The 12,723-nt window shown below is 70.5% G+C and carries 11 protein-coding genes; 5 read left to right on the top strand and 6 right to left on the bottom strand.

What is annotated here, in order from left to right; genetic code table 11:
- Window positions 1–178: 178 nt before the first annotated feature.
- The 3 genes from ABZO29_RS24800 to ABZO29_RS24810 are packed head-to-tail and all read right to left on the bottom strand — an operon-like array spanning window position 179 to window position 3,832.
- On the bottom strand, window positions 179–778 hold the full coding sequence (locus ABZO29_RS24800) for a flavin reductase family protein (protein WP_367322373.1): 600 nt from the start codon (window positions 776–778) through the stop codon (window positions 179–181).
- Between the two features lie 41 nt (window positions 779–819).
- Window positions 820–1,605, bottom strand: coding sequence for an enoyl-CoA hydratase/isomerase family protein (locus ABZO29_RS24805; RefSeq protein WP_367322374.1), 786 nt, complete (start codon window positions 1,603–1,605; stop codon window positions 820–822).
- A 1-nt stretch (window position 1,606) separates the two neighbouring features.
- Window positions 1,607–3,832: an acetate--CoA ligase family protein gene (locus tag ABZO29_RS24810; RefSeq protein WP_367322375.1), complete on the bottom strand. Its 2,226-nt coding sequence runs from the start codon at window positions 3,830–3,832 to the stop codon at window positions 1,607–1,609.
- Between the two features lie 363 nt (window positions 3,833–4,195).
- Between ABZO29_RS24810 and ABZO29_RS24815 the strand changes: the two genes are divergently transcribed.
- Window positions 4,196–4,753: a TetR family transcriptional regulator gene (locus ABZO29_RS24815; protein ID WP_367322376.1), complete on the top strand. Its 558-nt coding sequence runs from the start codon at window positions 4,196–4,198 to the stop codon at window positions 4,751–4,753.
- Window positions 4,754–4,836: 83 nt separating this feature from the next.
- Here ABZO29_RS24815 and ABZO29_RS24820 read toward each other — a convergent pair whose 3' ends face one another.
- The gene (locus ABZO29_RS24820) at window positions 4,837–5,481 is read right to left on the bottom strand and encodes a ScbR family autoregulator-binding transcription factor (RefSeq protein WP_367322377.1); all 645 of its coding nucleotides are present in this window, start codon (window positions 5,479–5,481) and stop codon (window positions 4,837–4,839) included.
- Between the two features lie 175 nt (window positions 5,482–5,656).
- Entirely contained in the window at window positions 5,657–6,427 is a 771-nt protein-coding gene (locus ABZO29_RS24825) for a response regulator transcription factor (RefSeq protein WP_367322378.1), read from the bottom strand.
- Between the two features lie 465 nt (window positions 6,428–6,892).
- On the opposite strand from ABZO29_RS24825, the gene ABZO29_RS24830 reads away from it, so the two are divergent.
- From ABZO29_RS24830 to ABZO29_RS24845, 4 genes are all read left to right on the top strand, one after another.
- Window positions 6,893–7,816 carry a ScbA/BarX family gamma-butyrolactone biosynthesis protein gene (locus tag ABZO29_RS24830; protein ID WP_367322379.1) on the top strand — a complete coding sequence of 308 codons (924 nt, stop codon included), beginning with the start codon at window positions 6,893–6,895 and terminating at the stop codon, window positions 7,814–7,816.
- A gap of 5 nt (window positions 7,817–7,821) precedes the next feature.
- Window positions 7,822–8,739, top strand: a complete 918-nt coding sequence (locus ABZO29_RS24835) for an NAD-dependent epimerase/dehydratase family protein (RefSeq protein WP_367322380.1) — start codon at window positions 7,822–7,824, stop codon at window positions 8,737–8,739.
- 39 nt (window positions 8,740–8,778) lie between these two features.
- A complete protein-coding gene (locus ABZO29_RS24840; RefSeq protein ID WP_367322381.1) occupies window positions 8,779–9,771 on the top strand; it encodes an aldo/keto reductase in 993 nt (330 codons plus the stop codon).
- Between the two features lie 173 nt (window positions 9,772–9,944).
- The gene (locus ABZO29_RS24845; protein ID WP_367322382.1) at window positions 9,945–11,720 is read left to right on the top strand and encodes a biotin carboxylase N-terminal domain-containing protein; all 1,776 of its coding nucleotides are present in this window, start codon (window positions 9,945–9,947) and stop codon (window positions 11,718–11,720) included.
- Between the two features lie 90 nt (window positions 11,721–11,810).
- Here the strand turns inward: ABZO29_RS24845 and ABZO29_RS24850 are convergent, their stop codons facing one another.
- A complete protein-coding gene (locus tag ABZO29_RS24850; protein ID WP_367322383.1) occupies window positions 11,811–12,713 on the bottom strand; it encodes a hypothetical protein in 903 nt (300 codons plus the stop codon).
- Window positions 12,714–12,723: the final 10 nt, after the last annotated feature.

The following is a 12,723-nucleotide window of genomic DNA, read 5'->3' on the forward strand; positions in this document are numbered from 1 at the left end:
GGGCTCAGCTCGCGTGGTCAAGTGGTTCGAAACCGACGTGCAGACGCATGCCCGGGGCCGTGGCAAGGCGCTCCAGGAGGGGCAGCGTCGGCATCGTGCCCCCGGCCTCGATCGCCGTGGGTGCACTCGATCGAGTGGCGGACGGCACTCGGCGTGAGGCGTGGCATCGAGCTGGGCGTCAGGTGCCGAGGACCCCGAACCGGCCCCGGTGGAACAGCAGCGGCGCCGCCTCTTCCTCGTCCGTTCCCAGTGCGTCCACCCGGCCCACCACGATCAGGTGGTCGCCTCCGGTGTGCACCGCGTGGATCGTGCAGTCGATCCACGCGAGTGTGCCGTCGAGGCGGGGGGAGCCGGACACGGGTGCCGTGTCGTACGCGACGCCCGTGAACTTGTCGGCGCCGCTCACCGCGAAGGCGCGGCACAGGCCGCCCTGGTGCTCGCTGAGGACGTTGACGCAGAAGACGCCGGCGCGGGCGACGCGGGGCCATGTCGTCGACGTACGGCCCACCATGAAGGCGACGAGGGGCGGGTCGAGGGACAGGGAGGAGAAGGACTGGCAGGCGAAGCCGGCGGGGGAGGCCTCCCCGTCGGCGGCCGGGGCCGTGACAACGGTGACGCCGGTCGCGAAGTTCCCCAGGACTCGGCGGAATTCAAGCTGGTCGACCGGTGCGCGCTCGTCCTCGCGGACGCATCGCAGCTCGGGGCGTGGCAGTGCCGTGACCGGCTTGGCCGCCCTGAGGTAGCGGACTGCGGCTTCCGCGGTTCCTGCTTGTCCCATCACGTCTTCATTGAAGCTGACGGCATGTCAGATTGGAAGGGTCAGCGTCCGTGGAACTCGGGGCTCCGGCGCTCCACGAAGCTTTGTACACCCTCCCGCGCGTCCGCCGTCGTCATGTTGATCTCCTGCGCCGCGGCCTCGGCGGCGAAGGCCGTGGCGCGGTCGGTGTCGAGGGACGCGTTGACGAGCTGCTTGGTGAGGGCGAGGGCGCGGGTGGGGCCGGCTGCGAGGCGGCCGGCCCATTCGGTTGCCGTCTTGGCCAACTCGCCGTCCGGCACGACCCGGTTGACGAGGCCGAGGCGTTCGGCGTCCGTCGCGGTGAGCGCGTCGCCGAAGAACATCAGTTCCTTGGCGCGCTGCGGGCCGACGAGCCGGGGGAGGAGGTACGCACCGCCGCCGTCCGGCACCAGCCCCCGGCGCACGAACACCTCGATGAACCTGGCGGATTCGGCGGCGAGCACGAGGTCGCAGGCGAGGGCCAGGTGCGCCCCGAGGCCCGCCGCCGTGCCGTTCACCGCCGCGATCACCGGCTTCTCGCAGTCGAGGACGGCGGCGATCAGGCGCTGCGCGCCCAGGCGCAGGGTGCGGGCCACGTCACCGGCCACCGGTTGCGTGTTCGTGGCCGCTCCCCGCAGGTCCGCGCCCGCGCAGAAGCCGCGGCCGGTTCCGGTGAGCACGACGGCTCGTACGTCCGGGTCGGCGGAGGCGTCGCCGAGCCGTCGGATGAGGCGTTCGCGCTGGTCAGGGGCGAGGGCGTTGAGGGCATCGGGGCGGTTGAGGGTGATGCGGCACACCTGATCGTCGACGGAGTGCAGTATCTCGCTCATATCAGCCACACACCGCCAGCGCGTCCAGCGCCACGGCTCCCTGCCCCCTGGGCAGCACCATCAGCGGGTTGATGTCGAGTTCGGAGAGCTGGTCGCCGAGTTCGAGCGCCATGCGCTGCACACGCAGGACGACCTCGACGAGCGCGTCGAGGTCGGCCGGCGGCCGCCCCCGGACGCCGTCCAGCAGGGCCCGCCCGCGCAGTTCGGCCAGCATGTCCCGGGCCTGCTCCTCACCGAAGGGCGGCACGCGTACGGCCGTATCGCGCAGCACCTCGACGAGCACCCCGCCCAGTCCGACGGTCACCGTCGGCCCGAACAACTCGTCGTGCGTGACACCGACGACCATCTCCACGCCCTGTTCGACCATCTGGCACACCAGGACACCGTCCAGCGAGACGCCCTCGTAGTGGGCGATGTCGGTCAACTCCCGGTAGGCGTCCCGGACCTGGCTGGCCGAGGTCAGGCCGACCTTCACCAGGCCCAGCTCGGTCTTGTGGGCGATCCGTGCGCCGGACGCCTTCATCACCACCGGGTAGCCCACGAGGCCCGCCGCGCGCACGGCAGCCGCGGCGCTGGTCACCAGCTGCTCGCGCGGTACGCGGATGCCGTACGCCCGCAGAAGCTGTTTCGCCGCGTGCTCGCTCAGCTGCTGGCCCGGGCGCATCAGGGCCTGCGCCTTGCGGAAGGACGGCGAGGGGGTGCGCGGCGCCTCGTCGAAGGGGGAGCGGTAGGCGCGTACGAAGCGGTGGTGGTCGAGATGGGCGCGGACGGCGGTGAGGCAGTTCGCGACGGTGCGGAACGTGGCCACCCGGGACGAGCCGAGCAGTACCTCCCGGTAGGCCGGCTCGGTGCCGACCGGCGACCCCCACACCACGCACACCAGCTTGTCCGTCTGCTCGGCCGCCTCCACCAGGTCCTGGACGAGCCGGTCGCTCAGCGGTGGGAAGGGCCCGGTGACGGGGCAGATCAGCACGCCCACCTCCGGGTCGTCGAGGATCGCGTCGATGATCTTCCGTCCCCGCCAGTCCCCGACCGGGTGGCCGCCGTTGTCGACGGGGTTGGCCACGCTCAGGTAGTCGGGTATCCACTGGTGCAGTTCGGCCTGCTTGGCGTCGGACAGGACCGGCAGCCTGAGCCCCGCCTCGGTCGCCAGGTCGGCCACGTGCGCGCCCGTGCCGCCCGAGATGGAACAGATGACCACCCCATCGGCCTGCGGGGGCCGTGCCCGTGCCAACAGCGCCGCGGTGTCCTGGAGTTCGTCGAGTCCGTCGACCCGGATCACCCCGAACTGCCGCATCGCCGCGTCCACCACCGCGTCCGCGCCGGTCAGCTTGCCGGTGTGGGAGGCGGCGGTCCGGGCGCCGGTCTCCGTGCGGCCCACCTTGACCGCGACGACCGGCACCCCGCGCCGGGCGGCCCGGTCGGCGGCGAGCAGGAAGGCGCGCCCGTCCTTCAGCCCCTCGAGGTAGCAGGCGATGGCGCCGACCTCGGGCTGCTCGGCGAAGTAGGAGAGGAAGTCGGCGGTCTCCAGGTCGGCCTCGTTGCCGGTCGGCGCCCAGTGGGAGAGGCGGACGCCGAGCTCCTGCAGGGCGAAGACGGGGCGCCCCTGGTGTCCCGACTGGGTGATGAGCGCGATGGCCGGCCCGTCGAGGTCGTCCCGGAACCGCTCGAAGGCGTTGAGGTTGGTGTTGGGCCCGAGCAGCCGCATCCCGGACCGCTCGACGGCCGCCGTCAGCCGCTCCTGCGCCGCCGCGCCCTCGGCTCCGGTCTCCGCGAACCCGGAGGCGAAGGCGACGGCGAACTTCACCTTGGCCTCGGCGAGTTCCTCGACGACAGGAACGGGGTCGGCGACCAGCAGTACGGCGAGATCGACCTGCTCGGGCAGGTCCGCGACGGAGGAGGAACAGGGGATGCCGAAGACGGACTCACGGATCGGATGCACCGGGTGCACGCGCGCCCCGACCCGCTCGGCCCAGGCGAGAAGCTGCCTGGTGATTCCGGTGTTCGGCCGCCCCTCCGCGTCCGAGGCGCCGATCACGGCGACGGACTCGGGGCGGAAGAAACGGTCGAGATCGGGGACGGCGGCGTACAGCGGACGGCCGCTGACGTCGAGGTCGTCCACGTCGGCCGGGCGGCCGTGGACGGCGGGCGCCGGGGGCTCGCCGCACGCGCTGACCCGGGCCCGGCGGGAGTCGGTGGTGAGGGTGCCGTGGGTTGATCCAAGCATCGGTCCGCCCCGCTCCTGTGTGACTGCCAAATAACTGACGTAGTGTCAGATTACAGAACTGACGCTGTATCAGAAACGGGTTGGGTGCTGAAATCAACCGGCTCGATGCCTGCGGAGTGGCCGGGCGGTGGTTGACGGGTCAAGTTAACAAACAGACCTGTCTGTTCGTCAACGGGTTCGACTGGAGGTGTTTGGGGAGCCAAGGGTTCCGTGACCCGGGAATTGGCTGATCGTTGTGTTGTGGTGGCGGGGTTCTCTGTGAGTTCCTGCAAGTGTCCGTCAAGGAGCTGTCCATCAAAACAGGCACGGTTGTATGGTTCGGGGAGATAGTCGTGTCGTCGTACTGAACAAGGGGCATGCGCGATGCAGAAGCGGTCGCAGTCGACCCGTGAGGCACTCGTGCGTGCCGCCGTGGAACTCATCGCGAACGGTCGGCTCGCCGACGCGGGGCTGGTCAACATCTGCAACACCGCCGGGGTGAGCCGCGGCGCGCTGTACCACCACTTCCCGTCCATCGCGGAGTTGGTGGCCGAGGTCTACACGCAGGCTCAGGACCGCGTCCTCGCGCTGGCCGAGGACACCCTCGCGAGCCCGGGCGCGGATGCGCCGGCGCGCTTCAGCATCGCCCTGAAGAAAGCACTGACAGAGGATCAACTGGTGCGTGCGGGGCTGCGGTTGGCGGTCGACGGCACCGACGATCCGCCCCGGCTGCGGGAGGAGGTGCTGGGTCGGCTGCGCGACCGGATCCTCGCGGAAGCCCCCGACAGCCCCGACCAGCAGGTGCTGGCGGATCTGGCGGTGGTGGTCACCGCGGGACTGGAGTCCCTCGGGCACACCGACGCGGCCTGGTGGGACCCCGGGAAGGTCAAGCGCATCTGGGACATGCTGCTGCCGCTGTTCACGGAGGCGCAGCGGGCGTGAACCGGGGGCGGCGTGCGGTGAGGCTCCTCGTCTGCGGCGTGCGGTGAGGCTCCTCGTCCGCGGCGTGATCCGCCGGACAGGCCCTACGCGTCGGCGGACGCGATCTCGTCGACGGTGGCGCGCGCCGGCGGCGGGGTGATGCGCAGGTGGCCGATCATGCCGGGGGTGACCATGCCCGGCAGCAGGAGTCGCCACATCGTCGTGATGCGCTCGGGCAGGTCCTGGCGGTTGGTGTAGACCTGCGACATCACCTGCATGCCGGTGAACGCGCCGACGATCACGGTGGTGGCCTCGTTCAGATTCAGGCCCGGCAGGATCTCGCCCCGTTCCCCGGCCTGCTCCAGCAGTTCGCGGATGGCCGCGCTGGACTGGTCGTAGGGCGTGTTGAGGGGGCGGGGGAACGACGTCTTCTCCACGGCCAGGCGCACGCTGGCGCGCAGGACCGGGTCGCGCTGGAGCTGGCCGGCGAAGGCGAAGGTCAGGTCGATGATCCCCTGCATCTTGGTGTCGTGCTCGGGGACGACGAGGGCCTCGTTGTGCGCGTCGAGCAGCGCCACTGCGATCGCTTCCTTGGAGGGGAAGTGGTGATACAGGGCCCCACGGGTCAGGCCGCTGCGAGCGAGGATCTCGTTGGTGCTTGCGGCGTCGAATCCGCGGAGGTCGAACACCTCGGCGGCAGCCTCCAGAATCGCCCGCCGCGATCGCGTTCCGCGTTCCTGCTTCGCCATACCTGATCCTTGCACTCGCCGAAAGGCCAAACTATACCGACCTGTCTGCATACTACGGCACGTGGAAGGCTGGTCAGGGCAGTGCACACCCGGCGGAAGGCGCGATTCCGGTGGGTGGCTGCGTCGTCCGCGCCCGGTGTCCGGGTGTTCCGGCACCGGGGCGCATCGTTCCCGCTCACGGGTTGCCCAGGCGGAAGCCGACGCCGCGGACCGTCACGATCCAGTCGCTGGACCCCAGTTTGCCGCGCAGGCTGCTGACGTGTGTGTCGATGGTGCGGCCCTTGTGCGACCAGGCGTCGTCCCAGACCTGGGTCATCAGCTGCCGCCGGGACACGACGGCACCCGGCTGCATCGCGAGCATGTGCAGCAGGTCGAACTCCTTGCGGGTGAGGTCCACCGGACGTCCGTGCAGCGTGACCTTGCGGGTCACCGCGTCGATGCGCAGCGGACCGTGTTCGATGGTCCGGGCCGTCTGGGAGGGCCGGACCCGGCGCATCACGGCTCCGATGCGGGCCAGCAGTTCGTGGAATCCGTACGGCTTGACCATGTAGTCGTCCGAGCCGGCCTGGAGCCCGAGTACGCGGTCGAGTTCGCTCCCGCGCTCGGTGACGGCGATGATCGGGGTGTCGCTCATCGCCCGGATGCCCCGGCAGACCTCCAGGCCGTCCAGGTCGGTCAGGTCGAGGTCGAGCAGGATCAGGTCGGCCTGGTGGTGGACCTGGAGCGCCTGGCTCCCGGTGGCCACGCTGTCGGCGCGATATCCCCGCCGTATCAGGTCCTGGACCAGGGCTTTGGCGGAGCGCTCCTCGTTCTCCACGACGAGGATGCGCAGTGCCGGGTGCTCGACCGGGACGTGCAGCCGCGGTGCGGCCGGGTGGGAGTGCTGGGGCGCGGGGTGGTGCCGCGCGGAGTGGGACTCGGTTATGTCTGCTACCTGCCGGTTCATCTGTTCCCCCTGTACTCGGGCCTCACCGACTGCCCTGCCAGATGCTCAAGTGGAAATCCAGGTGCCCTGCGAACATACCAAACAGACTTGTCTGATTGTCAATGTGTGCTCGGTTGGTGGGCCTCGCAGCGGCTTGATGGGGTCTGACCTGGTAGGACGTTGACTATGCCGGATATGCGAAGGCCCGTTTCGGGCTCTGGATGGCAGAGGCGTCCGGCGTCCTTATTGGCAAGAACAGGCAAAGCTGCCTGTTCGTCTGATGTCGTTGTGTGATGCAGCGATCACGGACGGGGTGTGTTGCCCGCCACATCCTGGGCGCGCCACCTGCTGAACTCGTGCCGCACTAAAGTTTTGCTTGATTTACCCAACAGACCTGTCTGTATCTTATGGATTGGTCGACGGGGGGCCGCTGCGCATGCAGCAACCAGCTCCTCCCTGCTCAAAAACAGACGGGAGCGCACAAGCATGACCGCAACGCTCGACTACGCACATTCCGGACTCACCACGATCGTCCCGCGCCAGTACGTTCACCGCGCCGCGGTCTCCGAGGTCCTGCTCACCGGTTGGCGGGCGGCATCTCAGCCCGATGCCTTCGTGGTGCGGGCCCAGTGGCCGCGCGGCCACGCCCTGTTCGCCCAGTCGGGCGGCTACCAGGACCCGATGCTGCTGGTCGAATCGGTTCGGCAGATAGGGTCGCTGCTCGCGCACGCCGAGTTCGAGGTCCCCTTCGGGCACCAGTTCCTCATGCGGTCCATAGGGTTCACCGCCACGACGGATCTGTTCGTCGCGACGCCCGCCCCGACCGAGGTCGAACTCCACACGGTGTGCCACGACATCGTCCGCCGGGGGAAGAGCCTCGCCGGTATGCGCTACGAGGTGACCGCGACGGTCGACGGCGTGGCCCTGGCCACCGCCGAAGCGGCCTTCAACTGCACGGGGCCCAGCGTCTACAAACGACTGCGAGGCGAGCGCCCCACCTGCGCCGACCGCCTCCCCGGGCGTCCGATCGACCCGGCGCGGGTCGGCCGTGCGGGCGCGGAACACGTGGTCCTCTCCGAGGACTTGCGCGGATCCGGCGACCGATGGGAACTCCGCGTCGACTGCAACCACCCGATCTTCTTCGACCACCCCGTCGACCATGTGCCGGGCATGGTGCTCCTGGAGGCGGCCCGGCAGGCCGCCCACGCCGCGACCGGCATGGCCGACGGCCTTGTGCTCGACCTGGAGAGCTCCTTCGACCGGTACGCCGAACTCGACGAGCCCTGCTACATCGAGGCGAGCCCGGTCGGCGTCGACGACGCGGGCGACGTACTGGTGCGGGTGCGAGGGATACAGCGCGACGAGACCGTCTTCTCCGCCCGTCTCACGCTGCGGACCCGCAGCAGGTGAACACCATGATCACTGGGGCGGCCGGCTTCGTGGGCACCCATGTCGTCCGCGAAGCCGCCCGCCGCGGCGGGGAGTTGACCCTGACCTCGTACCGCAGGCCGCCGGCGCAACCCGTCGCCGGGCCCGTCCGGACCGTGCGTGCGGACCTGACGGACCCGGACTCGCTGCACGGGCTCTGCGACGGAGTCGACGTCCTGCTGCACTGCGCCTCGCAGATCGGCGGGACGTCCGAGGCCAACCATGCCGTCAACGCCCGTGGGACCGCCGCGCTGGTCGCCGAGGCACGGCGTGCCGGGGTGCGCCGCATCGTGTACCTCAGCACCGCCGCCGTGTACGGGCGCGGCACGTTCCGGTGCGCCCGCCCCGAGCAGCTCATGCGCAATCCCCTGTCGCCGACGTCGCGGACGCGGGCCGTGGCCGAGGACGCCGTACTGGCCGTCGGTGGGATCGTCGTGCGTCCGCATCTGGTGTACGGCCGTGGCGACGACTGGGTCGTCCCCGGACTCGCCCAGCTGCTGCGGGCGCTGGGGGGCACGCCGACACGGTGGAACGCCAAGCACTCCGTCATCGCCGTGGACGAACTCGCCGCGCTGCTGGTGGAGGCCGGCCGGGCCCCGAGCGAGAGCCTGTCGGCATCCGTCTACCACGCGGCGTATCCGGCCCCGGCCCCGGCCTCCGCACTGCTGCACGCCGTGGCCGGCTGCATGGCACCGCCTCCGGCACGACACGACGTGGGGATCGCACAGGCCCGCGGCCGTATGACGGAGAACGGTGTCGCCGCCCACGCGCTGGACATGCTGGCCACCGACCACTGGTTCGACAGCACGTCGATCTGGGCCGACCTGGGCCGCGTGCCCGGCCGGGTATGGGACGTGGACTTCGCCCGCATGAAGGCGTGGTACCCGGTCCGGGCGGCAGCCTGAACCGTTCCCGATTCAGCACCATCTCAAGGATTGGCACCCATGGAATACACCAAGCTCGGCCGCAGCGGGCTCTCCGTGTCCCGACTCGTGCTCGGCACGATGAACTTCGGGACCCAGACCTCCGAAGCGGACAGTCACGCGATCATGAACCGTGCGCACGAGCACGGCATCAACTTCTTCGACACGGCGAACGTCTACGGCACGAGGCCGGGCGAGACCTCCACCGAACAGATCATGGGCAGGTGGTTCGCCTCCGGCGGCGGCCGGCGCGAGAAGACCGTGCTGGCCACCAAGGTCTACATCCCCACGGGCAGTTGGCCCAACGAAGGATTCCTGTCCGCGCTGAACATCCGGCGCGCGTGCGAGGCGTCGCTCAAGCGCCTCCAGACCGACCACATCGACGTGTACCAGATGCACCACGTCGACCGGGACACACCGTGGGAGGAGATCTGGGAGGCGTTCAGCGTCCTGCGTCAGCAGGGCAAGGTGCTGTACTTCGGCTCGTCCAATTTCGCGGGCTGGCACATCGCGCAGGCGCAGGAGGCCGCGCGGTCGCGGCACTTCCTCGGCCTGGTCAGCGAACAGTCGATGTACAACCTGATGACCCGCTGGATCGAGCTGGAGGTGCTGCCCGCCGCGCGGCACTACGGACTGGGCGTGATCCCGTGGGGGCCGCTGCACGGCGGCGTCCTCGGCGGCGTCCTGCGCAAGCAGAAGGAGGGCAACGCCTCGCGGGGCAGCACGGGACGTTCCGTAGGCGTGCTCGCCCAGCACCGCGAGACCATCGAGGCGTACGAGAAGCTGTGCGCCGACATCGGAGAGGACCCGGCCCACGTCGGACTGGCGTGGCTGCTGGCGCAGGACGGGGTGACCGGGCCCATCATCGGGCCGCGGACGGCCGACCAGCTGGACAGCTCGCTGCGCGCACTCACGATCAGGCTCGACGACTCCACGCTGGCAAGGCTGGACCAGCTGTTCCCGCCGCCCGGTCCGAACGGGGCCAAGCCCGCGCCCGAGGCGTACGCCTGGTGAGCACGTCCTCGCACTGAACTCCGCTGTGGAGGTACGCGCTTCGACGTGTGCCTCCGCGACGGGACCGACCCGCGCTGCTTCACCAAGGTTTGTAGCAAGGTGCCTTGAACGCTGTAGCGGCTGCTGGGGAGGCTGGCCGGAAGTATCCGTTCTCTCAGCAGAAGTGAGGCATCGTGCGCAAGGTGTTGATCGCCAACCGTGGCGAAATCGCTGTCCGGGTGGCCCGGGCGTGCCGGGATGCCGGGATCGCGAGCGTGGCCGTCTACGCCGACCCGGACCGGGACGCGTCGCATGTCCGCGCGGCGGATGAGGGGTTCGCTCTGGGCGGTGACACCCCGGCCACCAGCTACCTGGACATCGACAAGGTGCTGAAGGCGGCACGCGAGTCCGGCGCGGACGCCATCCATCCCGGCTACGGCTTCCTGTCGGAGAACGCCGACTTCGCCCAGGCCGTTTTGGACGCCGGTCTGATCTGGATCGGCCCGCCCCCGCAGGCCATCCGCGACCTCGGTGACAAGGTCGCCGCCCGGCACATCGCCCAGCGCGCCGGAGCCCCGCTGGTGGCCGGCACCCCCGACCCCGTCTCCGGTGCCGAGGAGGTCGTCGCCTTCGCCCGCGAGCACGGCCTGCCGATCGCCATCAAGGCCGCCTTCGGCGGCGGCGGGCGCGGCCTGAAGGTCGCCCGCACCCTGGAAGAAGTGCCCGAGCTGTACGAGTCGGCCGTCCGCGAGGCCGTCGCCGCGTTCGGGCGCGGCGAGTGCTTCGTCGAGCGCTACCTCGACAAGCCCCGGCACGTGGAGACACAGTGCCTGGCCGACTCCCACGGCAACGTCGTGGTCGTCTCCACCCGGGACTGCTCGCTGCAGCGCCGGCACCAGAAACTGGTCGAGGAGGCCCCGGCACCGTTCCTGTCCGAGGCGCAGGTCGACCAGCTGTACTCCGCCTCCAAGGCCATCCTGAAGGAGGCCGGCTACGTCGGGGCCGGCACCGTGGAGTTCCTCGTCGGCGCGGACGGCACCATCTCCTTCCTCGAGGTCAACACCCGTCTGCAGGTCGAGCACCCGGTCACCGAGGAGGTCGCCGGCATCGACCTGGTGCGCGAGATGTTCCGCATCGCCGACGGCGAAGAACTCGGCTACGGCGACCCGCGGCTGCGCGGCCACTCCATCGAGTTCCGCATCAACGGCGAGGACCCCGGCCGGGGCTTTTTGCCCGCCCCCGGCACCGTCACCGCCTTCACCGCGCCCACCGGCCCGGGCGTGCGCCTGGACGCCGGCGTGGAGTCCGGCAGCGTCATCGGCCCCGCCTGGGACTCCCTGCTGGCCAAGCTGATCGTCACCGGCGCCACCCGTGAACAGGCCCTGCAGCGCGCCGCCCGCGCACTGCAGGAGTTCCAGGTCGAGGGCATGGCCACCGCCATCCCCTTCCACCGCAAGGTCGTCACCGACCCCGCGTTCGCGCCGGAACTGACCGGCAGCCAGGACCCCTTCACCGTCCACACCCGCTGGATCGAGACCGAGTTCGTCAACGACATCAAGCCCTTCACCGCCCCCGCCGACGCCGCGGAGACGGACGAGGACACGGGCCGCGAGACGGTCGTGGTCGAAGTCGGCGGCAAGCGCCTGGAGGTCTCCCTCCCCGCCTCGCTGGGCATGACCCTGGCCCGCACCGGCCTCGCGGCCGGCGCCAAGCCCAAGCGCCCCGCGGCCAAGAAGTCCGGACCGGTCGCCTCCGGCGACACCCTCGCCTCCCCCATGCAGGGCACCATCGTCAAGGTCGCCGTCGAGGAGGGCCAGGAGGTCACAGAGGGCGACCTGGTCGTCGTCCTCGAGGCCATGAAGATGGAACAGCCCCTCAACGCGCACAAGTCCGGCACCATCAAGGGCCTCAGCGCCGAGGTCGGCGCGTCCCTCACCTCCGGCGCCCCGATCTGCGAGATCAAGGACTGACCTCGACCGGCGTACGGACAGGCCCTGAGGGCTCCCGGCGATCTGCCGGGAGCCCTCAGCCGTACGGGAGGTGTGTGATCCCCGTGCTGTCTATGCCGCGTTCGCTCGGCGCTCGAGCGTCTCGTAGACGTCCGCCGCGTGGTAGTACGTCCGTCCGGACTCGCTGCGGCGGCGCCACTTCTGTGTGCTGGCATGCCGGTAGACGCTGCCCGCCGGCATGCCCCACAGCCGGGCTATGTCCGCGGCGGTCACCCAGCGCACCTCTTGAGGGGCGGCGTTCGATGCCCCTGCGTCAGCCGGTTCCTCCCCGTCGGCCGGTGCCGAGGCGGCGGCCGCGCCGATCCGGCGGCTGAGCTGGAGCCACTCGTGCCCGACCCAGTGGTGGGAGGTGTCCGCCGTACAAGTGATCGTGGCCGGCAACTGCGGCTGCCGGGGCCGTACGACCGCGGTGAGCCCGCCGGAGCAGCCCGGTTCCACACAATCGCCCACCGGGATGCGCCGGCTCCTCGCGGGGTCGATCACGTCGTACGCCCCGCGGACCAGCCGCGCCACCTCGGCGGAGACGTCACCGGCGGCGTCGTGTGCGGCGAGCCAGTCGCTGTGCCGGGCGAGGAACCGCGCGAGCGGGGCGACGGCCCGCCGCGGACCGGACAGGCCGCGCTCCTCCAGGACCACGGTCGCCCACGAACTGAGCACTTCCGTGATCGAGGAACGTACGTCGGCCGCCCGGGAGTTGAAGGGCATGCCGGGCAGCGGGCCGCCGGTCGTCCTCTCCACGCTCCGCTCGCTCCCTCCACCGAGGTGGGTTGCGCATTCCTCGTACAGCTCCGGCAGCCGGCCGAGGTCCCGCACCAGGTGTTCGTGGCACGCCGGGCACAGCCGGCTGCCGGGGGCTGCGAGGCGGCGGGCCCGGCCGCCGGCCTCACGACGGACGCAGCCGGCTCCGGCACAGGCTGTCGTCACCACGGGCATACGGATGTTCCCCTGGGTCACCGCAACTCCT

It is taken from the genome of Streptomyces sp. HUAS ZL42 (assembly GCF_040782645.1).
Lineage (GTDB): Bacteria > Actinomycetota > Actinomycetes > Streptomycetales > Streptomycetaceae > Streptomyces.

What these genes read in the sequence shown, in the direction of transcription:
- ABZO29_RS24820 (WP_367322377.1), bottom strand. Translation starts at nt 5,481, where the DNA reads ATGGCGAAGCAGGAACGCGGAACGCGATCGCGGCGGGCGATTCTGGAG.
- ABZO29_RS24830 (WP_367322379.1), top strand. Translation starts at nt 6,893, where the DNA reads ATGACCGCAACGCTCGACTACGCACATTCCGGACTCACCACGATCGTC.
- ABZO29_RS24810 (WP_367322375.1), bottom strand. Translation starts at nt 3,832, where the DNA reads ATGCTTGGATCAACCCACGGCACCCTCACCACCGACTCCCGCCGGGCC.
- ABZO29_RS24825 (WP_367322378.1), bottom strand. Translation starts at nt 6,427, where the DNA reads ATGAACCGGCAGGTAGCAGACATAACCGAGTCCCACTCCGCGCGGCAC.
- ABZO29_RS24815 (WP_367322376.1), top strand. Translation starts at nt 4,196, where the DNA reads ATGCAGAAGCGGTCGCAGTCGACCCGTGAGGCACTCGTGCGTGCCGCC.
- ABZO29_RS24835 (WP_367322380.1), top strand. Translation starts at nt 7,822, where the DNA reads ATGATCACTGGGGCGGCCGGCTTCGTGGGCACCCATGTCGTCCGCGAA.
- ABZO29_RS24800 (WP_367322373.1), bottom strand. Translation starts at nt 778, where the DNA reads ATGGGACAAGCAGGAACCGCGGAAGCCGCAGTCCGCTACCTCAGGGCG.
- ABZO29_RS24805 (WP_367322374.1), bottom strand. Translation starts at nt 1,605, where the DNA reads ATGAGCGAGATACTGCACTCCGTCGACGATCAGGTGTGCCGCATCACC.
- ABZO29_RS24840 (WP_367322381.1), top strand. Translation starts at nt 8,779, where the DNA reads ATGGAATACACCAAGCTCGGCCGCAGCGGGCTCTCCGTGTCCCGACTC.